The organism is Methylobacterium planeticum (assembly GCF_008806345.1).
Taxonomy (GTDB): domain Bacteria; phylum Pseudomonadota; class Alphaproteobacteria; order Rhizobiales; family Beijerinckiaceae; genus Methylobacterium; species Methylobacterium planeticum.
Map to the genome: position 1 here is coordinate 241,807 of NZ_VZZJ01000002.1, position 22,842 is coordinate 264,648.

Here is a 22,842-nt window from a genome sequence, read left to right on the forward strand (position 1 = left end):
TACCGCTGAACTTGCGGTTGACCCTGCCGCCGCCCCGTCGAGGCCCCGCGCATGTCGCGGGGTTTTTTGTGGGCGGAGCCTGGGATCGGCCGGCCTTAAGCACTCTGCGCGGCTGGCCTCGGGCGCCCGCGCGGAACGAACCTGCGGCGCGCGGGGTTCAGACCGAACGTCCTGTCGCGTCGGAGCGTTGCCGCATGTCACGAATCCTCTCCTTGCGCCGCCTCTCCTTGCGCCACCCCGCGCGTGACGTGCTGCTCGCCCTGGCGCTCTGCGGCGGGCTCGCGGCACCGGCCGCCGCCCAGAACCTGACCTATGTGGGCGGGACCCCCCCGGGCTACGTCGACGGCTATGGCCTCGGCGGCAACCTCGTCGGGGGTGCCTATGTGGGGGCGCCACTCACCCGCTTCCCGAGCCCGCGCGAGCTGGTCCCGCCGGCCTGGGGCTACGGCACCTACGGGGTGCCGACGGTCTCGGGCATCCGCCGCGCCCCCGTCGGCGAGCCGACCGTCTACGTCATCGACAGCCCCGCTCCGCGTCCGAGATCCTCCACACGGGCCTCGTCGCGCGCCCGCGTCCTCACGCGGGACCACGACGGCCAGTGGTCCCAGCTCGAGTCCGGCGGCGCCCGGGGGGCCTCCTACTCGGGCGGCGCCCGCATCATTTCGGTGACGGTGCCCCGCCGCTGACCGGCCCGGGCCCCGGACCCTCGCCGGGCTTCGTGTCGCTGCCGGGCTTCGTGCCCCCGAGCCCCGCGAACCAACCCGCGTAGGCCGTGTTGCGCACCATGCGGCGGTTCTCGTCCGGCGCCCCGTCCGTCCACCAGACCGGGCCGCGCTCGCCGAGCGCCACCTTCGCGGCGTCGACCGCCCCCCGCGCCGAGGCGAGGGCGCCCGCCGCATCCGGCGATCCGGTGCGCTCCGCGGCCTTGGCGGCCCGCACGGCGCGGCGCGCCGCCATCAGCTCCGCCACGAGGTCCCGGCGCCGCGCCTCCGGCAGGGACGGGTCCGCCCGGCGCCAGAGCCTGCCGCGAACCACGAAGTAACGGCGATCCGGCGTGACCGGATGGCTGTCGCGTTGCTGAAGATTGCCGGCATCGGGTTGGCCGTCATCTGCATTCGACAAGGTTACGGCGTCCGATCACGGGGCGTGCGGCCGGCCTGCCGCCTTGGGGACAAATTAAGGTTTGGCCGCGCAGGATGGGTGAGCCCGTTCCGCCCGCGCGAAAGTCTGCATCCATGCATATCATGATCGTCGATTCGAGCCGGGTGGTGCTGAAGATCATCACCGCCCTGCTCGAGCCGCGCGGGCACAGGGTCGATGCCTTCACGGATTCGAGCGAGGCGCTCACGTTCCTGAATGATACGCCCTCCGTGCGCGTGCTGATCACCAGCCTCGAGGTCCGGCCGATCAGCGGACTGGAGCTGTGCTGGTCCGCGCGCCTGCTCGCGGAGGCGCGCCGGCCGCTCTACGTCATCACCATGTCCTCGGCGCGCAATGCCCGCAACCTCGCCGAGGCCCTCGACAGCGGCGCCGACGACTTCATCGAGAAGCCCCCGGGGGCCGAGGAGCTGCATGCCCGCCTGCGCGCGGCCGAGCGCCTCACCACCATGCAGGAGGAGCTGATCCGCCTCGCCGAGACCGATTCGCTGACCGGGCTCCTCAACCGCCGCGCCTTCTTCGCGCGGGCTCGGGACGCGGCCGAGCGCGCCGGCAATCACGGCCGCATGGCCGCGATCCTCGCCGATATCGACCATTTCAAGCGCATCAACGACGAGCACGGCCACGATGTCGGCGACGCGGCGATCCAGGCGGTGGCCAAGCTGCTCGGCGCGGACGGGATCGTCGGCCGCCTCGGCGGCGAGGAATTCGCGATCGTGCTGCCGAACCGCTCCCTCGAGGAGGGGGAGGCCTGCGCCGGCCGCCTGCGCCTCCTCGTGCGCGACCTGCGGGTGCGCGGCGCCCGCGGCCCGGTGCGGCTCGCCTGCAGCTTCGGCGTCAGCGAGTGGTCGGAGAGCGAGACCGTCGAGGGCCTGCTGAAGCGGGCCGACATCGCCCTCTACGAGGCCAAGACGACGGGGCGCGACCGCGTGGTCTCGGCCGCCACCGACCTGATCCTGGCCCGCACCGCCTGACCGGCTCCGGGCGCGGGAGCACGGATCTGGCCCGATGGCTGCAACTGGTGCGAATCGGTACACGGATCGTTAACGGGTCTGTCCCGATCCGGAACAGATTTCGGGACAATTTGATCGAAAATCCGGGATTTACCCGTTTCGGGCCCTCCGAAGCCCTTCTAAGTCACTGGAACGACTCTTGAAACCTCTCCCCCAGGCCCGGCCGAGCTGTTTCGCGGCGGGAACAAGAGGGGTGAGGCGGCATGAGTCGAGCCGTGGACGTTCTGGTCCTGGATGAGTTGCGGGAGGCCAGCCCGACACTTCGCGCATCGCTGGAGCACATGCCGGTCCTGCACACGATCGGCGAGTCCGAGCTGAAGCAGGACGGCGCCGGCACGATCGCGCTGGTCTTCGTCGACGAGGCGCGCCCCGCCGACGGCAGCGCGCGGCTCGCCGGCCTCAAGGAACGCTGGCCGGCCCTGCGCACCCTCGTGGCCTTCCAGGCCCTGACGGGCGACGCCCTCCACGGCCTGCTCGCGGCCGGCGCGGACGCCTTCATCGCTCGCAACGCCTCGGCCTACGACGTCTGCACCGCGCTGCTCGCGCTGGCGGACGGCCAGGCCTGCCTCACCGGCGCCCCGGTGCCGGACGCCCCCGAGCCCGGCGACGTCCTCGGGCTGACGCCGCGGGAGGCGGAGGTGCTGCGCTTCCTCAGCGCGGGCTTCAGCAACAAGGAGGTGGCGCGCCGTCTCTCCCTCAGCGTGCGCACCGTGGAGACCCACCGCCTCAACCTGCGGCGTAAGACCCAGACCGGCCGCCTGAAGGACCTGGTCTCCCTCGCCCGGCAGCTCGGCCTCGCCCCCGTGGTCGATGCCGAGCCGGCGCGCCGGACCGGCGAGGGGAGTGCGCGCCGCCCGGAACGGGACGGGGCGGCGCACCATTGAGGCTTCGCCGCCCCCGGCTCAAGCCGGGTTCGGCTTGAGATCCTCGTTGACCGCCGAGAGGGGCCGCTTCGGCTTGCGACCGATGTCGCTGCCGCGCACCGCCTCCTCCAGCGGCTCGGGCCCCTTCCGCAGGAGCTTGGCGAGGTAATAGCTGCCGAACCCGAAGATGATCGCGTAGGCGATTAGGAACGCGATCAGCGAGGTCGTCACGGCCTGGGTGGTCAGCGGGGAATGGGCATCCGCGGTGCGCAGCTGCCCGTAGACGATGTAGGGCTGGCGCCCGATCTCGGCGGTGAACCAGCCGAACAGCACCGCCCCGAATCCGGACGGCGTCATCAGCATCGCGCAGGTGAGGAAGAGGCGGTTGCTGTAGAGGGTGCCGCGCCAGCGCAGGAGCAGGCTCCACAGGCTCAGGGCCAGCATCGCCATGCCGATCGCCACCATGATGCGGAACGAGTAGAAGACCGGCCAGACCGGGGGCCGCTGGTCCGGGGGCACGTCCTTCAGGCCCGGCACCACGCCCGAGAAATCGTGCGTCAGGATGAAGCTGCCGAGCTTCGGGATGCCGATCTCGAAGTCGTTCCTCTCCTCCTTCATGTTGGGGATCGCGAAGAGCAGCAGGGGCATGTCCGCCTGCCGCTCCCAGTTCGCCTCGATCGCCGCGAGCTTGGTCGGCTGCAGCTTCAGCACCGCGAGGCCGTGCGCGTCGCCGATGAAGATCTGGATCGGGGTGCAGATCACCGCGAACCAGAGCGCCATGGAGAGGGAGAGCCGGGCGCCCGCCACCTTCGCGGGCGGCTCCTTGCGGGCGCGCAGGATCATCCAGGCCGACATGCCCGCCACCGCGAAGGCCGTGGTGAGGAAGCAGCCCAGCACCATGTGGGCGTAGCGGATCGGGAAGGACGGGTTGAAGATCACCTGCAGCCAGTCGGTGGCGATGGCCCGGCCGTTCTCGACCACGAAGCCCGCGGGCGTCTGCATCCAGGAATTCGCCGACAGGATCCAGAAGGCCGAGACCAGGGTGCCGAAGGCGACCATGCAGGTCGACAGGAAGTGCAGCCGGTCGCCGACCCGCTCCCAGCCGAACAGCATGATGCCGAGGAAGCCCGCCTCCAGGAAGAAGGCCGTGATCACCTCGTACTGGATCAGCGGCCCGAGCACGTTGCCGGTGAAGTCGGAGTAGCGCGACCAGTTCGTGCCGAGCTGGTAGCTCATCACGATGCCCGACACCACGCCGAGGCCGAAGGAGACGGCGAAGATCTTGACCCAGAACCGGTACAGGTTCCGGTACATCGGGTCGCCGGTCCAGAGCCACTGCGCCTCGAGGCGCGCCAGGAAGCTGGCGAGCCCGATGGTGAAGGACGGGAAGATGATGTGGAACGCCATGGTGAAGCCGAACTGGATGCGCGAGAGCAGCAGCGCGTCGACGTCCATGGCGTTTCCTCTCCTGCGGCACCGGCGGCCGGGCCCGTGGCGCACGAGTAAAGTCTGAGTTCGATTCCAACTTCAAGGGCGGGTGTGGCGTCGCCCCGCGTCGCGCGTGCTCAGGCCGTCGCGCCGGCCCCGCCCCGAGGCGCCTTCCGCCCGGCGGAGGGCCTGGCCGACTTCGCCCCGGTCTTCGCCGCCCCGGTCTTCGCCGCCCCCGTTCTGGCCGTGCTTGTCCTCGTCACACTGGGCGCCTTCGCCCGCGCGGGCTTGCCGGAGGCGACATCGAGCACCTTGCGCTTCGTGGCCGCGCCCGCCTTGCCGGCCGGCAGGGCCTCGGCGCCGGCGAGCCGCTTCTGCAGCAGGCTCAGCACCGCCGCCTCCTCGGGCCGGAGCCGGCCCAGATCCTCGCAGAGCTCGGTCTCGACCGCGTCCTTCACCTGCAGGATCAGGTCGCCCTCGAGGTAGCCGTCGAGGATCTGGGGGTGGATGTAGCACTTGCGGCAGATGGTGGGCGTGTTGCCGAGCCGGCTCGCCACCCCCTCGATCGCCGCCCGGACGTTCTTCTTGGCCTTGGCCTCGCTGTCGAAGGCCTCGAATTCCTGCAGCGCCAGGGCGGCCAGGACCGTGCCGGCCCAGGTCCGGAAGTCCTTGGCGGTGATGTCCTGGCCGGTGATCTCGCGCAGGTAGGCGTTGACGTCCGCCGAGGTGACGTCGCGCGGCTCGCCCGCCTCGTCGACGTACTGGAACAGCTCCTGGCCCGGCAGGTCCTGGCAGGCCTTGACGATGCGGGCGATGCGCCGGTCCTTGACCGCGAGGTCCCAGGTCTTGCCGCTCTTGCCCTTGAAGCGGAACCGGAGGCCCGCCCCCGCGATCGTCACGTGCGGGTCGCGCAGGGTGGTCAGCCCGTAGCTCTTGTTGGCGCGGGCATAATCGTCGTTGCCGACCCGGATGAGCGTCGTCTCGAGGAGGTGCACCACCGTCGCCAGCACCTTCTCGCGCGGCAATCCGGGGCGCCTCATGTCCGCGTCGATGCGGTCGCGGATGGCCGGCAGCGCGTCCGCGAAGGCCATGATGTGGCTGAACTTGCTCGATTCCCGCGCCTCGCGGAAATCCGGGTGGTAGCGGTACTGCTTGCGCCCCTTGGCGTCGCGGCCCGTGGCCTGGATGTGGCCGTTCCGGCGCGGGCAGATCCAGACGTCGGTATAAGCCGGCGGGATCGCCAGGGACCGGATCCGCGCCAGGGCCGCCGCGTCGCGCACCGGCGCGCCCTTCGGATCGCGGTAGCGGAAGCCCTTGCCGCTGCGCTTGCGCGTGATGCCGGGCTTGCCGTCGTCCACGTAGGCGAGGCCCGCCTCGAGGGCGGCCTCGCGCGGATCCCCGGCCTTCTCCGCGCACCCATCCGGCCCAGAACGCATGAACCGACTCCTCCCGTTTCGTGGAGCATCAACCGGAGAGCCGCCGGCGCTGTTCCGGGCCTGCGAATCCGCCGCACGGCCGGAGCGCGGCCGTGCTAAAGCGGGCCGCATGGACACGCCCCCGCCGCCCGCGCCGATGAAAAGCCTCGTCTTCGTGGTGACCGAGGACTGGTTCTTCGCCTCGCACTTCCTGCCGATGGCGCGGGCGGCGGTCGCCATGGGCCTGTCGGTGGCGGTGGTGACGCGGGTGCGCGAGCACCGCGAGGTCATCGCGGCGACGGGCGCCCGCGTGGTGCATCTCGAGAGCGAGCGCTCAAGCCTGAACCCGATGGCGGCGGGCTACGCGGCGGGCCAGCTCGCCGCCATCCTCAGGGCCCTGAAGGCCGACATCGTCCACTGCATCGCCCTCAAGGGCATCCTCGTCGGCGGCACCGCCGCCGCGATGGCGGGGATCCCGGCCCGGGTCTACGCCCTCACCGGCCTCGGCCTGATCGGGGCCCGGAGCGACCGGGTGGGCAGGCTCGCCCGGACCGGCCTGCGCCACCTGATCCGGGGGCCCCTCGCCTCGCGCCGCACCCGTTTCCTGTTCGAGAACCCGGACGACGCCCGCGCGCTGGGCCTCGACCCGGCCGATACCGGCGTCACCCTGGTGGGCGGCGCGGGCGTCGACCCGGAGGCCTTCCGGCCGGAGCCCCTGCCGCCCCGGCCGCCGCTGCGGGTCGCCCTCGTCGCCCGCATGCTCTGGTCGAAGGGGGTCGACACCGCCGTCGAGGCGACCCGCCGCGCCCGGGAGGCGGGGGCGCCGGTGGAGCTCTCCCTCTATGGCGCGCCCGATCCCCAGAACCGCCGCGCGATCCCCGAGGCCACCCTGCGGGCGTGGAGCCGCGACGGCATCACCTGGCACGGGGCGACCCGCGACGTGGCGCGCGTCTGGGCGAGCCACCACGCGGCCTGCCTGCCCTCCCGCGGCGGGGAGGGCCTGCCGCGCACGCTCCTCGAGGCCGCCGCCTGCGGACGCACCATCCTGACCACCGACGTGCCGGGCTGCCGCGACCTCGTGCGCGACGGGATCGAGGGGCTCGTCGTGCCCCCGGACGACGCCCCCACGCTCGCCGCCGCCCTGCGCCGCCTCGCCGACGAGCCGGGCCTCGTCGCCGGCCTCGGAGCGGCGGCGCGCGCGCGCATCCTCGCGGGGGGCTACACGGAAGCCGCGGTTGTGGAGGCGGTCTGCGCCCTCTATCGCGAGCTTCTCGCCGCATGATCGCCGCCACATGAGCACGCCGGCGCGCCGGATCACGCCGGCCGACGCCCACGCCTTCATCCGGGCCGAGACCCGGCTGCGGCCGGTGCCGCACGCCCCCGAGATCCTCCTCCACGTCGCCGACGAGGCCACGGCCCTGTGGGAGCGGACGGAGGAGGAATTGCAGGCGATCGGCCTGCCACCGCCCTTCTGGGCCTTCGCCTGGGCCGGCGGCCAGGCGCTCGCCCGCTACATCCTCGACAATCCTGGCTTCGCGGCCGGGCGGCGGGTGCTCGATTTCGCCTCGGGCTCCGGACTCGTGGCGATCGCGGCGGCACGGGCGGGCGCGACCCGGGTGCTGGCGAGCGACCTCGACCCCTTCGCGATCGCGTCGATCGGCCTGAACGCGGCGGCGAACGGCGTCGCCGACCGGATCGAGGCCGCCGCCGCGGACCTGATCGGCACGGCGCCGGAGGCGGACCTCGTGCTCGCCGCCGACATCTTCTACGAGCAGGATCTCGCGGGCCGGGTCGGCGACTGGCTCGGCCGGCTCCACGCGGGCGGCACCACGGTGCTGGTGGGCGATCCCGGCCGCGCCTACCTGCCCAAGGGCCGCCTCGAGATCCTCGCCACCTACGAGATCCCGGTGACCCGGGCGCTGGAGGATGCCGAGATCAAGCGCACCAGCGTCTGGCGCTTCCGCTGAGGGGCCTCGCCCGCCCGAACCTTGCCGTTCCGAACCTTGCCGCTCCGGAACTTGCTGACCCGGTGAGACATTCCGCCTCTGTCTGATCCTTGCGGCCCCTTGCATTCGGGGCGCTACGTACCCGTATCAGTCTTGTCCGTCGGGCGGCCGATCCGCACCGCATCGGCCGAGAAGGTCCAGTCAGACCGGAGACCGCGCCCCGTGTCCCTTCCCCGCATCGTCGCCTTCTCGGGCAGCCAGAACCGCCCGTCGCGGACCCGGACCCTCGTGGAGGCGGTCGGGGCCGAACTCGCGCGCCACCGCCGCATCGACCTGAAGGTGCTCGACCTCGCCGATGCCGGGCCGGGCCTCGCGGTGGCGAGCCGGGAGGCGCTGCCCCTGCCGGCCGCGCACCTGATCGAGGCGATCGAGGGCGCGGACGCCCTGATCGTCGGGACGCCGGTCTACCAGGGCTCCTACGCGGGCCTGTTCAAGCACGTCATCGATTTCCTCGATCCCGCCGCGATGGCGGGCAAGCCCGTGGTGCTCACGGCGACCGGCGGCGGCCTGCGCCACGCCCTCGTGGTCGAGCACGGCCTGCGCCCGCTCTTCGGCTTCTTCGCGGCCCACATCGCGCCAACCTCGGTCTATGCCGGCCCCGGCGAGATCGAGGACGGGGCGATCGTCGATCCCGGGGTGGCCGAGCGCGTCGCCGCGGCGGGGCGGGAACTCGCGCTCCTCCTCGACACCGCGGTCCGGACGACGCGCCGCGCCGCGCCCGCGGCCTGACCGCCGCGCCCGCGGCCTGACCGCCGCACCCGCGGCCCGATCGCCGCGGCCAGCGGCCTGATCGCCGCGGCCAGCGGCCTGATTACTCGATCCGCACCACGACGCTGTCGCTGGCTCCGGCCGCATCCATCACCGAGATCCGGGCGAAGCCCGCCCCGTCCGGCCGCCATTCCGACTGGCGCCGGGGGCCCTGCGCCACGGGCAGGCCGTCGGCCATCCAGGTCAGGGGCGGCACGCCGCCGAGCGCCTTGAGGGCGAGGCCGGGGCCGGCCTCCTTCGGGTCCGGGCTCAGCCCGAGGTCGATCCGGGCGCCGTCGGGCGGGTAGGCGATCTTGAGGGGGGCGACCAGGGTGCCGGCCAGGGTCTTGGGCAGGTCGCGCCGGATGTGGCGGAGCGGCGGCGGCAGCCCCGCCGTCGTGGTCACGAGGGCGTCCGGGGGCCGGGCGATCGCCTCCGGCTCGCCGCCGTAGCGGGCGAAGGCGTCGAACAGGATCGGCGCCGCGACGAGCCGCCCGACGAGGCCCGGCACGGCCGCCCCGTCCGCCCGCCCGACCCAGACCGCCACGGTGATGCGGCGGTCGAAGCCCGCCGCCCAGGCGTCGCGGTAGCCGAAGGAGGTGCCGGTCTTGAAGGCGATGCGGCCGGCGAGCGCGTTCTCGGGGGGCGGCGCGCCCCGCAGGGTGTCGGCGACGTACCAGGCGGCCACCGGCTCCGCGATCGCGGCGTGTCCGGAGGCGGGCGCCGGGTCCGCGTCGCGGCGGCGCACGAGGTCCGGCACGGCGCCGCCGCGCGCGAGGCCCGCGTAGAGCCGGGCGAGATCGATCAGGGTGATGCCGAGGCCGCCGAGCGCCACGGGCAGGCCCGGCGCGGTGTCGCGCGGCAGGACGATGCCGGCGCCGGCCCCGCGCAGGCGGGCGATGAAGCGGGCGGGCCCGACCGCCTCGAGGAGATCCACCGCCGGCACGTTGAGGGAGAGCTGCAGCGCCCGCCGCGCCGTGACGGTGCCCTGGTAGGTGAGGTCGAAATTCTCCGGCGCGTAGGTGGCCGAGAAGCGGGCCGGCCGGTCGTCGAGGAGCGTCTCCGGATGCGCGATGCCGCCCTCGAAGGCGAGCGCGTAGATGAAGGGCTTCAGGGCCGAGCCCGGCGAGCGGATCGCCGCCGTCATGTCGATCGCCCCGCGCCGGGCGGCGTCGAGGTAGCCGGCGCTGCCGACCTGGGCCAGGACCGCGCCGCTGCGGTTGTCGATGACGAGGATCGCGGCGGAGAGGTCCGGCCCCGCCGCCGCGGCCCGCTCCCTCGCCAGCGCCTCGAGGCTCGCCTGCAGGCGCCCGTCGAGGGTCAGGCGCAGCACCCGCGCCTCACCGTCGGCCGCGACCGCCGCCTCCGCCGCGTGGGCCGCGATCATCGGGAAGGGTGTTCGCCCGCGCGGGACGGGCTCGGCCTTGGCCGCCGCGGCCTCGGCCCCGGTGATCACGCCGCGCGCCGCCGCGATGTCGAGGACCCGGTCCCGGGCGCGCCGCGCGGCCTCGGGGAAGCGGTCGGGCCGGCGCGCCTCCGGCGCCTGGGGCAGCGCCACCAGGAGCGCGCCCTCGGCGAACGACAGGCGGGCGGGCTCGCGCCCGAAATACGCGAGGCTCGCCGCGCGCAGGCCCTCCACCGGACCGCCATAGGGGGCGAGGGCGAGGTAGAGGTCGAGCACCCCCGCCTTGCCGAGGCGCCGCTCCAGCTCCACCGCCCGCACCATCTGGCGCAGCTTGGCCCCCAGCGAGCGCTCCGGCCGCGGCTCGATCAGGCGCGCCACCTGCATCGACAGGGTCGAGCCGCCCGACACGATGCGCCCGTGCCGGAGCCATTGCCAGGCGGCCCGCAGGGTCGCGGCCGGGTCGATGCCGGGATGGTCCGCGAAGCGCCGGTCCTCGTAGACGGTCAGCATGGCGAGCATGCGCGGATCGACCCCCGCCGCCGTCAGGGGCAGGCGCCAGCGCCCGTCCGCGGTGGCGAAGGGGCGCAGCAGCCGGTCCTGCCGGTCGAGCACCACGGTCGATCGGCGGCCGGCCTCGCTCAGGTCGAGGGGCGGGAACGCCGCCACCGTCCGATCGAGAGCGAGACCTCCGAGGACCGCACCGCCGACGAGGCCGGCGATGGCGAGGCGGCGGGCAGCGACGCACCGGCCGCCGGCGCGGTCAGGCAGCGCCGTCATTCACCCGCCCCGCCGTTCCGGCCCCCGGGCGCGTGCCGCGCCCCCTCTCCCATGCGGGAGAGGATTGGGGTGAGGGAAGCGCGCTGTCCGGAAAGGTCGCACCCCTCACCCGGTCCGCTCTCGCGGACTCGACCTCTCCCGGACGGGAGAGGTGGGGCGCCGCGCCGTCGGTCCGGTGCTTCGAGGATGGCGCCGCGGGTGTCAGATCGAGCGCGGGAAGCGCAGCGCGCCCCCTCTCCCGTGCGGGAGAGGGTTGGGGTGAGGGAAGCGACACATCCGGAAAGGTCGCACCCCTCACCCGGTCGGCTGGCGCCGACTCGACCTCTCCCGGACGGGAGAGGTGATGAGCACCACCCGCCGCGTCATGCCATGCCGTTGGATCTGCCGCAGGTGGTGCGACGGGCCCCCTCTCCCGTGCGGGAGAGGGCTGGGGTGAGGGAGGCGACCTCTCCGGACACGTCGCACCCCTCACCCGGTGCGCTGTCGCGCACTCGACCTCTCCCGGACGGGAGAGGTGGGCGCGGGTCACCGCGCCGCCTCGATCGTCAGGGAGCCGAAGGCGGTGCGGCCGAAGCGGTCGGGGCGGTACATGTCCTCGATCGTGGCGCCGGGATGCACGTAGGTGCCGGGGGAGACGGCCCGGACCGTGTAGGCGGCGCTGAAGAAGGCCGATTGCTCGGGGGTCCGGTCGTAGGCGGCTACGAAGCGGTCGTCGCGGAACTCCGTATGGGCCGGCTGGACCTCGGTCCTGGCGAAGGCGAGGCCCGTGAGGGTGTCGGCGTCGAGGAGCTTCGGGTTGTCGATCTCGAGACCCGCCGGCAGGCGGTCGACGAGGAGCAGACGCCCGGCGGTGGCGCGCGCCTCCGTCACCTTGAGGACCACCACGAGGCGGTCGTTCTGGCGCAAGGGGACCCGCAGGTCGACGGGGCTACCGTCGAGGCGGAAGTAGCCGCGCTCGACCGTGTAGCCCCGGGCCTCGGCGGGCTCGGGGGCGATCGGGTTGCCGCTGACGCCGAGCACGACCTGGGCGGGGGCGCGGCCCTCGTTGGTCAGCGTGACCGGCTTCGCCTCGAGCGCCGCGCCCCGGTAGGTGCGGGCCAGCGTCCCGGCCTGGCGGGTGCCGTCGACGGCGAGCGCCAGGGTCTCGGCCTCCTTGGTCAGCCCCTCGGCGGCGAGCACCATCCAGGCGTTCTCCTGGGTGCTGGTCGGGCGCCCGCTCGCCTGCTCCTCGCCGATCACCGCGGCGACGGGGGACAGGGTCTCGCGGGTGAGGCCGGTCTCCGCCGCGAGGGCGAGGATCCCGGCGCCGTCGCGCAGGCGCGAGCCGTAATCGGCCCGGTAGCTCCGCGTGTCGGGGGCACCCTTCAGGGCGGCGAGCGCGGAGTCGAAGGCCTTCTGGGCCCGGCCGCGGTCGCCGAGGAGCGCCAGGGCCGCGGCGATCTGGCCGCGGGCCAGCGGCGTCGCGAAATCACCGATCCTGGTGTCGGCGAGGTAGCGCAGGTCCCCCATCACCGGCCGGCCGTTGCGGGCCAGGACGTAGGCCGCGTAGGCGAGGTCCATGCCGCCCTCCCGCACCTCCGTGGTGTTGGCCACCGCGTTGCGCAGGCGGTCGAGGGCGCTCGCGAAGGCCGCCTGGGGCACCGCGAAGCCGCGCTCGCGGGCGCGGGTGAGGAAGTCCGTCACGTAGGCGTTGAGCCAGAGGTCGTTGGTGCCGCCCACCGACCAGAGGCCGAAATCGCCCCCCGAATCCTGGCGCGCGAGCACCCGCTCGATCGCCTCGCGGACGCGCTCGTCGACTTTGTCGTCGAGGGCGAGCCGGTCCATCGCCGCGAGGCGGTTGACGTAGAGGAGCGGCATCGCCCGGCTGACGATCTGCTCCGAGCAGCCGTAGGGGTAGCGGTCGAGGGCCTGGAGCAGGGCCGGGACGTCGAGGCCCGGCACCGCGCCGGCCCAGACCGAGACCGCCCCGGTGCCGGGCAGGATGTCGGCGAGCAGCGCGCTCGAGACCGTGAGGCTGGCGCCGGGCTCGAGCGGGCGCAGGGACCGCCGCACCAGGGCGCCGGTGCCGGGCCCGACCGGCAGCGCGAAGCTCTGGCCGACGCCCCCGGGCAGGCCCGGCCCCGAGAGGGTGACGTCGAGCCGGGCCGTGCCGGGCCCCGCGGCCGTGATCGGGATCACGAGCTGGCCCTTGGCGCCGGCCTCCAGCCGCAGGACCTTGTGCACCGCCTCGGCGCCGACGAGGACGGGCCCCGTGAGGTCGAGATCGACCGTGTAGTCGCCCCCCGCGGCCTCGACGTTGTCGAGGGCCACGAAGAAGCGCGAGCGATCGCCGACGTTGAGGAAGCGCGGCAGGGTGCCGGTGAGGACCACGGGATCGCGGATGATCACGTCGGCCTGCGCCTGGCCGACGCGGGTCCGGTCCCAGGCCGTCACCATGACGCGGCCGGTGCCGTTGAAGGCGGGCAGCGGGAAGGTGACCTGCGCGGTCCCGTCCGGCCCCACCGCGACGACGCCCGAGTAGAGGGCGAGCGGCGCCTGGGTCGGGGGCGAATCCGCGAGCTCGCCCGTGCCCCCGTCGCCGCCGGAGCGGATGGCGCCGAGCGTCCCCTGCATGCCGTCGATCAGGTATCCGTAGAGGTCGCGGATCTCGGGGCCGAGCGCCTTCTGGCCGAAGAAGTGGGCGAAGGGGTTCGGGGCCTCGTAGCGGGTCAGGTTGAGGATGCCGACATCGACCAGCGCCACCGTGACCCGCGCCTCGGCGCCGGGCGCGAGCCCGGCGAGGCGGATCGGCAGGGTGAGGTCCTGGCGCGGCCGGGTCTTGGCCGGCGCGTCGAGGGAGACCGTGAGCGCGCGCTTGCCCGCATCGACCGAGAACCAGGCGAGCCCGAGGGCCCGGCCCGGCAGGCGCCTGGCCGCCTGGTCAAGGGGCCGGTAGGCGCTCGCCACCAGGTAGGCGCCGGCGCCCCATTCGGGCCTGACCGGGATGCTCACCGTGGTGCCGCCCTCGGGCACGCTCACGTCGAGGATGTCGTGCACCTTGTCGCTGACGACCGCGAGGGTCGCCGTGCCCGTGAACTTCGGGGCGATCCGGGCCCGCAGGGTCTCGCCGCCCGCGTAGGACGCCTTGTCGAGGGTGAGGTCGAGGAGGTCGGGCACGTCGGCGGTCTCCCCGCCGGTCCAGCCGACCCCGAAGGTGACGCTGACGGTGGCGGAGGGCCGGCCGGGCAGGCTCGCCTCCAGGCGGTACTTGCCGAAGCTCACGGGGGCCCCGAGCCGGGCCGGCGCGTCGGCGCCCACGTCGAGGCGCCCGTCCGCGACGCGGCGGACCGACTTCACGGGCTCGAAGGACCAGCGCCCGTCGGCGCGGTACCATTGATAGGTCTGCTCCAGGCGCGAGAGGGTCCAGACCACGCCGGGGGCGGCGAGGCGGCGCCCGTCGGGGGCCGCCAGCACCAGCTCGAAGCTCGCGGTGCCGCCCTCCTGCAGGTCGCCCTTGAAACCCTTGCGGAGGGCGAGCACGGGGGCGTCGGGCAGGATCGGCAGGGTGAGGCTGCGGCTGAGCGCCCGGCCCCCCGGCTCGCCGACCTGCAGGGTGATGCGGGCCTCGGTCGGGCGCGGGCTCGCCAGGGCCTGGACCGGCACCGTGAGGCCGGCATGGCCCTTCGCGTCGGTGACGGCCTTGTCCTCGATCTCGGCGGTGTTGGCCTCGACGGCCTCGTCGTCGAGACCGACCGAGAAGCCCTCCAGCCCCTTGATGCCGCTGCCGGTGGCCGCCTGCACCACGACGCTGCCCGAGACGTCGAGCCCCGCGCCCGGCGCGCCGTAGAGGTAGCGGGCCGCGACGTCGATCCGGGCCGGCTCGCCCCGGCGCAGCGCCGGGTCCTTCGGGGTGAGGCCGACCTCGAGGCGCTCGGGCACGTAATCCTCGACGAGGAAGCTCGCCTCGCCGATCGCCGGCGCCTTCGGGTCGGTGTGGGCAAAGACGCGCCAGGTGCCGTGCTGGGCGCCGGGCAGGAGGGCGAGCGGCAGGGCGCGCCCGCCGAGGCCCTGGTCGGCGAGCTGGACGCGCCGGTACTCGACGCCGTCCGGGCGCTTCACCACCAGGGTGAGGGGCAGGCTCGGCACGGCCGCCCCTTGCGCGTCGCGCAGGAGGGCGGTGATCTGCACCGTCTCGCCCGAGCGGTAGACCCCGCGCTCGGGGAAGACGTAGGCGTCGACCGCGCCCGGCGCGGGCCGGCCCTTCACGCCGCGGTCGGTGAGGTCGAAGGCGGTCTGGGCGAGGTCGAGGAAGCCGTAATCGTCGCCGAGCTGCGCCACCACGAGGCCCGGCGCGATGCCGCCCTCCCCGCGGGCGAGGCCCGGATCGAAGGCGGCGTGCCCCTGCGCGTCCGTCCTGCGGGTCGCCAGCACCTCGTTGTTGCGGGCGACGAGGCGGATCTCGGCGTTCGGCACCACCGCCGCGCTCGCCAGCGAGCGGGCGAAGACGTGGACGCCGTCGCGGCCCTTGAAGGCGGTGAGGCCGAGATCCGAGACCACGAACCACTGCGTCGCCTGCTGCTCGTAGCCGCCCGAGTCCTCCTCCGTTGACGCGACGCTGCCGCTCGGGCGGGCCAGCATGATGTAGAGGCCGGGCTCCAGCTTGCCGACCGCCTGGAGCACCGGGAAAGCGGTGACGACCTCCTGGTTCAACTCGCCCTTGGCGGTGTCGAGGCTGCCCTTCCAGACCTGCTGACCCTTCTGGTCGGCGATGGTCCGGGCAGTGGCGCCGTTGAGCTGGCCCAGGAACTCCTCGGAGCGCAGCGAGGGCAGGAGGCTGCGGTCGCCGATGCGCAGCACCTCGACGTCGAGCTTCGCGGCGTTCACCGAGACGAGGGGCACGCCGGCCTGGCCGGTACGGGGCAGGACGTAGTTGCGGCCGGTGAAGCGGACCTGGGGCGAGCGGTCCCGGACGTAGATCTCGTAATCGGCCGATTTCAGCAGGGCCTCGCCGACGCCGGACGGCAGGCCCTCGCGCAGCACGAAGGCGTAGCGGGCCCCGTGCCTCAGCCCGTCGACGCAGACCTGGCTGCCCTCGGCGGTGACGGCGGCGTTCGCGGCGCCCGAGACGGCCACGAAGGGGGCGAAGTCGGTCTTCGGCGCGAGGCTCTCGGAGAACTGGAAGCAGGCGCGGGGCGAGGCCGCGTCCGAATCGACCTTGTAGTCGAGGATGCGGAAGCCGTGCTCGGCCCGGGCCCCGTCATAGGCCTGGCGCACCTCGGCGACGTCGTCGAGGGCGAGGCTCGCCCGGTAGGCCTCCAGCGCCGGGCGCCATTCCGACTGGTTGCCGTAGGCCTCCGCCAGGGCCGCCAGGGCCTCCGCCTCGGCGGGCGCCGCCCTGGCGCGCCAATAGGCCTGATAGGAGGCCGCCAGCGCCCGGCCGCGCAGGCGCGCCCGGCTCTGGTAGTCGCCCTGCGCCTCGTCGCTCCCGGCCGCGTCGGCGGCCCGCGCGTAGGCGAGCCAGTTCTGCGGATCGGCGGGGTCGGCCGCCACGGCCGCGGTCAGAGGCAGCAGGGCCTCGACCGGCTTCTCGGCCTCGAGCAGCGCCTCGCCGGCGGCGCGGGACTGGGCGGCGGGCTTCTGCGCCGCCGCGCCGGCCTCGGTCCTCAGGGCGGTCTCGAGCCGGACGCCCGCGCTCGCGAGGCCCTCGCGCAGGAACGTCTTCTGCGGGGCCGCGGGCTTCGGCGCGGCGGGTCTCGGCAGGGAGCGGGCGGAGGGCGTGAGCGGCGCCTGCGCGCCGGCCGGGAGCGGCAGGGCCGCACCCCAGGCGAGGGCCCCCGCGACGAGGCCGATGCGGTGCGCGAATCGCCAAGACCCGACCATGACCCGACCCCGCATGCCCGTTCCCCCGATTGCCGGCGCCGTCGCCGCCCGGGCGGACAGGCCGGCCGGTGCATCCCGTGCGTGAGAGGGTAGCACCTGCCGCAGGGGCCGCAATGCGCGGGAACGCCGGCGCTGGGACGCCGGCGCGGACAATGCTGGTCATCGGCCGCCGGCTCTGCCAGTTTCCCCGCCCCCGGGTCGGAGATCTCATCGGATGGCGCGCCGCCCACGCATCGGCCTCGTGACCGGCCTCGCGGCAGCCGTTCTCGGCACGGCGGTTCTCGGCGTGACGGCTCTCGGCGCGGGAAGCGCCGGCGCGCAGGCCCCGGGCCCCCGGCCGAAGCCTGCTGCCCCTCCCGCGCCCGCCCAGCCCGACCCCGCCTACGAGGCGGCCAGGACGGCGTTCGAGGCGCTGCCGGAGGCCGAGCGCAAGGGCCTGCAGGACGCCCTGATCTGGACCGGCGACTACACCAGCGTGGTGGCGGGCACCTTCGGGCGGCGCACCTTCGAGGCCCTGAACGCCTTCCGGGCGCGCATCGCCGCGGCGGCCGCGGACCCGCTGGAGCCGCGCCTGCGGGCCGCGATCCTGGCGGCGGGCGAGGCGGCCCGCAAGGCCGCGCGCTTCACCGTGAAGCCCGACCCGGCGAGCGGCGCCGTCCTCGGCCTGCCCGAGCGCTGGTTCACGAAGCGCGCTCCCGTGCCCGGCGGCACCCGCTTCCAGAGCGCGGACGGGCGCGTCACCCTCGAGAGCCGCTCCTTCCCGCCCGGCGAGACCGACCTCGACGCCCTGTTCGAGCGCGCGACCGCCGCCCTGAACGACCGCAAGGTGACCTACAAGCTGAAGCGGCCCGACTTCATCGTGGTCACGGCCGAGACCGCGGGCGGCAAATCCTACATCCGCTACGCCGCCGGCCCGGAGGGCATCCGCGGCTTCGCCCTCGGGTACGACAAGGCGCTCGCGGGCGAGATCGACCGCCTCGTCATCGCGATCGCCAACAGCTTCGTGCCCTTCCCGAACGCCGCGGCCCCGGCCGCTTCCGCTCTGGCCGCACCCGCCCCGGCGGCACCCGCCGCGGCCGCGAAGCTGGCGCCTGCGGCGGCGGCGGCGAGCGCGCCCGCCGCGCAGGCACCCGCCCCGCAGGTACCCGCCGCGACCGGCATCGGGGTGGCGCCGGGCCGGGTGCTGACGGCCGCGGCGGCGCTCGAGGGCTGCGCGGCGCCGCGCATCGGCGGGATGGCCGCCCGGGTGGTGGCGTCGGACCCGGGCCGCGGCCTCGCGCTCCTGGAATCGAGCGCGGCGCGCGCGGTCGCGGCGCTGCCGGCCCGTCCGAATCCGGTGGCGGAGGGCGATGCCCTCGTGGTGGTGGCGGCCGATGCGGGCGGTGTCTCGGTGGCGGCCGGGTCGGGCTCCGCGGCGGGCGGCGTGTTCGCGCCGCTCCAGCCCGGTTCGGCCGGGGCGCCGGTGCTCGACCGGGCGGGCGCGCTCGCGGGCCTCGTCGCCCGGTTTCCAGCCGCGCCCCGCCTCGTCGCCGGGGTGATGCCGCCGACGAGCCTGCCGCTGGTTCCGGGCAGTGCCGTCGCGGCCTTCCTGTCGGAGAACGGGATCGCCCCCGCCCCGTCGGGGGCAGGGGCGGGGGTGTCGGCGAGCCTCGGGGCCGTGGCGGCGCCGGTCTCGGGCGCCGTCCTGGGGATCGGGTGCGGGCGCTAGAGCCCCGCCCGTCCCGAGGCCGCGCGGCTTCGGGTCCCGGCCTGTCCCGAGGTCAGAGCCGGCCGGTGACCAGCAGCACGATCAGGATGATCACGAGGAGGCCGCCGAGGCCGAAGCTCGGCCCCCGATAGGCGCCGCCGCCCAGGAAGTTGCCGCCGCCGAGGACGATCAGGATCAGGACAATCAGCAGAATGGTGGTCAAGGACATGGACGTGATCTCCGGTCGGCCCGCAGATGGGTCCATCCGACGCGAGCTTGACGGTTCCAACGTCGCCTGAGTCGATTCCGTTCAACGCCGAGATGCAGGTTCTCCGGAATAATTCAGTCGGCTCACGCGTGCCTCAGGCGCGCCAGTCCGGCACGGGCGGCGGCGCGGCCTCGAGCCAGTCCGGAACCGGCAGGCCGCGCGTGCGCAGGAAGTCCGGGTCGAACAGCTTCGAGGCGTAGCGCGCCCCGCCGTCGCACAGGATGGTCGCGACGGTGTGGCCGGGGCCGAGCGCGCGCGCGAGGCGGATCGCCCCCGCCACGTTGATGCCCGAGGAGCCGCCGAGCGACAGGCCCTCCTCGCGCATCAGCCCGAAGACGATGTCGAGGGCCTCGCGGTCGGGGATGCGGAAGGAATGATCGGGCCGGAAGCCCGCGAGGTTGCCGGTCACCCGGCCCTGGCCGATGCCCTCCGTGATCGAGGAGCCCTCCGCCTTGAGGGTGCCGGTGGTGTAATAGGCGTGGAGCGCCGAGCCCTCCGGGTCCGAGAGGGCGACCCGCACCGCGGGGTTGCGGGCGCGGAGCGCCTCGGCCACCCCCGCGAGGGTCCCGCCGGTGCCGGCCGCGCAGACGAAGCCGTCGATGCGTCCCCCCGTCGCCTCGAAGATCTCGGGGCCGGTCCCCTCTAGGTGGGCCCGGCGGTTGGCGACGTTGTCGAACTGGTCGGCGAAGAAGGCGCCGGCCGCCTCCGTCTCCGCCAGCCGCTCGGCGAGGCGGCGGGCGACGTGGACGTAGTTGTTCGGGTTGGCGAAGGGCACCGCCGGCACCTCGACGAGGCGCGCGCCCGCGAGCCGCAGGGTCTGCTTCTTCTCGGCCGACTGGGTCTCCGGGATCACGATGAGCGTGCGGTAGCCGCGCACGCTGGCGACCAGCGCCAGCCCGATCCCGGTATTGCCGGCCGTACCCTCCACGATGGTGCCGCCGGGCCGGATCAGCCCGCGCGCCTCCGCGTCCTGCACGATCGCGAGGGCCGCCCGGTCCTTCACCGACAGGCCCGGATTCAGGAACTCGGCCTTGCCGAGGATGGTGCAGCCGGTCTCCTCCGAGGCCCGGCGCAGGCGAACGAGGGGCGTGCCGCCGATGGCGGCGAGGATGTCGGGACGGGGGGAGGTCAGGCGCGTGTCTCCGAGACGTCGGCGGGCGGGGGCAGGGTGCGCCCCATCCGCCGGGCTGTGGCGATCCGGTCTCCCCCGTCCTCCGGAGGAGTGCGGCGAAGCTCGAGGTCGTGGTCGCGCACCGGCATCGCGACCCCCTCCATGACGGCGACAAGGGCCCGGGCTGGGAGGAGCCGGAGCGGGTTCCGGCGCATCCGATCAGGGCGCTTCCCGGCCTGGCTCAATCCCTGATCGCTCCGGGCATGTGCCTTGGCCGGTGATCTAGTCGCATCAAAATCCGGAGGGCAAGGTCCTACGCGAACACGTACCCGCCGTTGATCCGCAGGCCGACATCGCGGCCCGCGGCGTAGCGCTCGCCGTCGAAATCCTCGACGACGAGGAGGCGCCCGTCCGCGCGCGCGACCTCGATGCGCTGGCGGCCCTGGCTGCGGTGCGAGGACCGGACCGTGCCGACGAGTTGGGATTCCGCCGGGTCGGTGAATTGGAGCTGCCAGGGGCGCACGAAGAGCTTGACCGGCCCGACCGCGCCCTTCGGCGCCGCCACCGCGGTCGGCTTCCCGTCGACGAGCACGCGCCCGCCCTCGGCGATCGCCTCGAGCTCGATGGCGTCGCCGAGGAAGCGCAGCACGGTGGCGGAGGCCGGGTTGTCCTGCACCTCGTCCGGGGTGCCGACCTGCTCCAGGCGGCCCCGGTCGAGGACGGCGACCCGGTCGGAGAGCTCCAGCGCCTCGTCCTGGTCGTGGGTGACGAAGATGGTGGTCTGGCCGGTGCGGTCGTGGATCTCGCGCAGCCAGCGGCGCAGGTCCTTGCGGACCTGGGCGTCGAGGGCCCCGAAGGGCTCGTCGAGGAGCAGCACGCGCGGCTCGACCGCGAGGGCCCGGGCGAGCGCGATGCGCTGGCGCTGGCCGCCCGAGAGCTGCGACGGGTAGCGGTCGGCGAAGCCCGAGAGCTTGATCAGGTCGAGGAGATCGCCGACGCGGCGGCGGATCTCGGGCTTGCTCGGCCGCTCCGAGCGCTTCCGGGCATTGAGCCCGTAGGCGATGTTGTCGGCCACGCTCATGTGCTTGAACAGGGCGTAGTGCTGGAACACGAACCCCACCGCCCGCTGCTGCACCGGCAGGCCGGTGGCGTCGTCGCCCCCGAACAGGATGCGGCCGCGATCGGGGAAGTCGAGCCCCGCGATGATGCGCAGGAGCGTCGTCTTGCCCGAGCCCGAGGGGCCGAGCAGGCCGAGCAGCTCCCCCGCCCGCACCTCGAGGTGGAAGTCGTGCAGCACCGCCGCCGTGTCGAAGGTCTTCGACAGGCCCTCGACCCGGATCGCCGTGGAGCCGGGCGCGCTAGTGCCGGGCTCCCGCCGCGAGGTCGTCGGCGTAGCGCCACTCGAGGAGCGACTTGACGAGGAGGGTGACGAGCGCAAGGCCGGCGAGGAGGGAGGCGACGGCGAACGCGGCAACGAAGTTGTATTCATTGTAGAGGATCTCCACGTGGAGCGGGAGCGTGTTGGTGAGGCCGCGGATATGGCCCGACACCACCGAGACGGCGCCGAACTCGCCCATCGCGCGGGCGTTGCACAGGAGGACGCTGTAGAGGAGGCCCCAGCGGATGTTGGGCAGCGTCACCGTCAGGAAGGCGTGGAGACCCGACGCGCCGAGCGTCAAGGCCGCCTCCTCGTCCGTGGTTCCCTGCTCCTGCATCAGCGGGATCAGCTCGCGGGCGACGAACGGGAAGGTCACGAAGATCGTGGCCAGCACGATGCCCGGCACCGCGAAGATGATCTGGATGCCGTGCTCGATGAAGAACGCCCCGAACAGGCCCTGCGAGCCGAAGATCAGCACGTAGATCATCCCCGACACCACGGGCGAGACCGAGAAGGGCAGGTCGATCAGGGTGATCAGCAGGCTCTTTCCCACGAACTCGAACTTGGCGATGGCCCAGGCCGCCGCCACCCCGAAGACGAGGTTGAACGGCACCGCGATGGCCGCCACCGTCAGGGTCAGGCGGATCGCCGAGAGGGCGTCGGGCTCCCGGAAGGCCGCGAAGTAGGCGTCCCAGCCGCGGGCGAGCGCCTGCGCGAAGACGGTGAACAGCGGTAGCACCAGGAACAGCGCCAGGAACACGATCGCGAGGCCTGTGAGGAGCCAGCGCACGGCGCGCCCCTCGGTGACGACGCTCTTCGCCCGGCCCTCGGCCTGGTGCGCGTCGATGGGCAGGGCGGCGCCGAGACCCTCAGACATATCCGAACCTCCGCCGGCTCCAGGCCTGGATCAGGTTGATGGCGAGCAGGGTCAGGAACGAGATCGCCAGCATGATCGTCGCGATGGCGGCCGCCCCCGCGTAGTCGAATTCCGAGAGCTTGATGACGATGAGCAGCGGGGCGATCTCGGAGACGTAGGGCAGGTTGCCGGCGATGAAGATGATCGAGCCGTACTCGCCGACGCCCCGCGCGAAGGCGAGGGCGAAGCCGGTGAGCACCGCCGGGATCAGCGGCGGCAGCACCACCCGCACCAGCGTCATCCGGCGCGTCGCCCCGAGGGTGGCGGAGGCTTCCTCCACCTCCTTGTCGATCTCCGCGATGAGCGGCTGCACCGTGCGCACCGCGAAGGGCAGGCCGATGAACACCATGGCGATGAAGATGCCGAGCGGCGTGTAGGCCGCCTGGATGCCGAACCTGGCGAGCTGGGCCCCGACGAGGCCCGTCGGCGCGTAGAGGGAGGCCAGCGCGATGCCGGCCACCGCGGTCGGCAGGGCGAAGGGCAGGTCGACCACCGCGTCGACGATCCTGTGGCCCGGGAACCGGTAGCGGCTGAGCACCCAGGCGACGATGAAGCCGAAGACCGAGGCCGTCAGCGCCGCGAGCAGCGACACGCCGAAGCTGACCCGCAGGGCGCTGGCCACGCGCGGGTCCGTCGCCACCTCGACGATGCCCGAGAGGCCGATCTCCGAGGACTTCGCCACCAGGGCGGCGAGGGGCAGGAGCACGATCAGGCTCAGGCATGTCAGGGTGTACCCGAAGGTGATCCCGAACCCCGGGATCACGCTCGGCCGGCGGAACTGCCGTTTCGGGCGCGGCGCATCGACCATGGC

Annotated in this window: 17 protein-coding genes; 7 read left to right on the plus strand and 10 right to left on the minus strand. The window is 73.9% G+C overall.

The window, feature by feature from the left end; translation table 11 throughout:
* The first annotated feature begins 194 nt into the window (after positions 1-194).
* Positions 195-686, plus strand: a complete 492-nt coding sequence (locus F6X51_RS03045; protein WP_246696580.1) for a hypothetical protein — start codon at positions 195-197, stop codon at positions 684-686.
* Here the strand turns inward: F6X51_RS03045 and F6X51_RS03050 are convergent.
* On the minus strand, positions 658-1,035 hold the full coding sequence (locus F6X51_RS03050; protein WP_246696606.1) for a hypothetical protein: 378 nt from the start codon (positions 1,033-1,035) through the stop codon (positions 658-660). The genes F6X51_RS03045 and F6X51_RS03050 overlap by 29 nt on opposite strands.
* Positions 1,036-1,235: 200 nt before the next feature.
* Between F6X51_RS03050 and F6X51_RS03055 the strand changes: the two genes are divergently transcribed.
* Both F6X51_RS03055 and F6X51_RS03060 read left to right on the plus strand, forming a co-directional pair.
* Complete coding sequence (locus tag F6X51_RS03055) at positions 1,236-2,132, plus strand: GGDEF domain-containing response regulator (RefSeq protein WP_150961731.1); 897 nt, start codon at positions 1,236-1,238, stop codon at positions 2,130-2,132.
* A 242-nt stretch (positions 2,133-2,374) separates the two neighbouring features.
* Positions 2,375-3,055, plus strand: a complete 681-nt coding sequence (locus F6X51_RS03060; RefSeq protein WP_150961732.1) for a LuxR C-terminal-related transcriptional regulator — start codon at positions 2,375-2,377, stop codon at positions 3,053-3,055.
* An 18-nt stretch (positions 3,056-3,073) separates the two neighbouring features.
* Here the strand turns inward: F6X51_RS03060 and F6X51_RS03065 are convergent, their stop codons facing one another.
* Positions 3,074-4,489 (minus strand): cytochrome ubiquinol oxidase subunit I, encoded by a 1,416-nt coding sequence (locus F6X51_RS03065; protein WP_150961733.1) that lies wholly within the window; start codon positions 4,487-4,489, stop codon positions 3,074-3,076.
* Between the two features lie 110 nt (positions 4,490-4,599).
* Entirely contained in the window at positions 4,600-5,898 is a 1,299-nt protein-coding gene (locus F6X51_RS03070; protein WP_150961734.1) for a DNA topoisomerase IB, read from the minus strand.
* A 109-nt stretch (positions 5,899-6,007) separates the two neighbouring features.
* Here F6X51_RS03070 and F6X51_RS03075 point away from each other — a divergent pair, with 109 nt between their 5' ends.
* From F6X51_RS03075 to F6X51_RS03085, 3 genes are all read left to right on the plus strand, one after another.
* On the plus strand, positions 6,008-7,159 hold the full coding sequence (locus F6X51_RS03075) for a glycosyltransferase family 4 protein (protein ID WP_150961735.1): 1,152 nt from the start codon (positions 6,008-6,010) through the stop codon (positions 7,157-7,159).
* A 10-nt stretch (positions 7,160-7,169) separates the two neighbouring features.
* Positions 7,170-7,844 carry a class I SAM-dependent methyltransferase gene (locus F6X51_RS03080; protein WP_150961736.1) on the plus strand — a complete coding sequence of 225 codons (675 nt, stop codon included), beginning with the start codon at positions 7,170-7,172 and terminating at the stop codon, positions 7,842-7,844.
* A gap of 201 nt (positions 7,845-8,045) precedes the next feature.
* Positions 8,046-8,612 (plus strand): NAD(P)H-dependent oxidoreductase, encoded by a 567-nt coding sequence (locus tag F6X51_RS03085; protein ID WP_150961737.1) that lies wholly within the window; start codon positions 8,046-8,048, stop codon positions 8,610-8,612.
* Between the two features lie 82 nt (positions 8,613-8,694).
* Here the strand turns inward: F6X51_RS03085 and pbpC are convergent, their stop codons facing one another.
* Together pbpC and F6X51_RS03095 are read right to left on the minus strand one after the other, a co-directional pair.
* Positions 8,695-10,812: a penicillin-binding protein 1C gene (pbpC, locus tag F6X51_RS03090; protein WP_150961738.1), complete on the minus strand. Its 2,118-nt coding sequence runs from the start codon at positions 10,810-10,812 to the stop codon at positions 8,695-8,697.
* 525 nt (positions 10,813-11,337) lie between these two features.
* Positions 11,338-16,686 (minus strand): alpha-2-macroglobulin family protein, encoded by a 5,349-nt coding sequence (locus F6X51_RS03095; protein ID WP_150961739.1) that lies wholly within the window; start codon positions 16,684-16,686, stop codon positions 11,338-11,340.
* A 199-nt stretch (positions 16,687-16,885) separates the two neighbouring features.
* Between F6X51_RS03095 and F6X51_RS03100 the strand changes: the two genes are divergently transcribed.
* The gene (locus F6X51_RS03100) at positions 16,886-18,379 is read left to right on the plus strand and encodes a trypsin-like peptidase domain-containing protein (protein ID WP_246696581.1); all 1,494 of its coding nucleotides are present in this window, start codon (positions 16,886-16,888) and stop codon (positions 18,377-18,379) included.
* Between the two features lie 52 nt (positions 18,380-18,431).
* On the opposite strand, the gene F6X51_RS03105 is transcribed toward F6X51_RS03100, so the two are convergent.
* The 5 genes from F6X51_RS03105 to cysT form a co-directional block, all read right to left on the minus strand.
* Positions 18,432-18,587, minus strand: a complete 156-nt coding sequence (locus tag F6X51_RS03105) for a DUF3309 domain-containing protein (protein WP_150961740.1) — start codon at positions 18,585-18,587, stop codon at positions 18,432-18,434.
* A 133-nt stretch (positions 18,588-18,720) separates the two neighbouring features.
* Positions 18,721-19,758: a cysteine synthase A gene (locus F6X51_RS03110; protein WP_150961741.1), complete on the minus strand. Its 1,038-nt coding sequence runs from the start codon at positions 19,756-19,758 to the stop codon at positions 18,721-18,723.
* Positions 19,759-20,050: 292 nt separating this feature from the next.
* Positions 20,051-21,076 carry a sulfate/molybdate ABC transporter ATP-binding protein gene (locus F6X51_RS03115; RefSeq protein WP_150961867.1) on the minus strand — a complete coding sequence of 342 codons (1,026 nt, stop codon included), beginning with the start codon at positions 21,074-21,076 and terminating at the stop codon, positions 20,051-20,053.
* Between the two features lie 19 nt (positions 21,077-21,095).
* Positions 21,096-21,992 carry a sulfate ABC transporter permease subunit CysW gene (gene cysW, locus F6X51_RS03120; RefSeq protein WP_150961742.1) on the minus strand — a complete coding sequence of 299 codons (897 nt, stop codon included), beginning with the start codon at positions 21,990-21,992 and terminating at the stop codon, positions 21,096-21,098.
* Complete coding sequence (gene cysT, locus F6X51_RS03125; RefSeq protein ID WP_150961743.1) at positions 21,985-22,839, minus strand: sulfate ABC transporter permease subunit CysT; 855 nt, start codon at positions 22,837-22,839, stop codon at positions 21,985-21,987. Before cysT ends, cysW begins: the two co-directional genes overlap by 8 nt.
* Positions 22,840-22,842 lie beyond the last annotated feature (3 nt).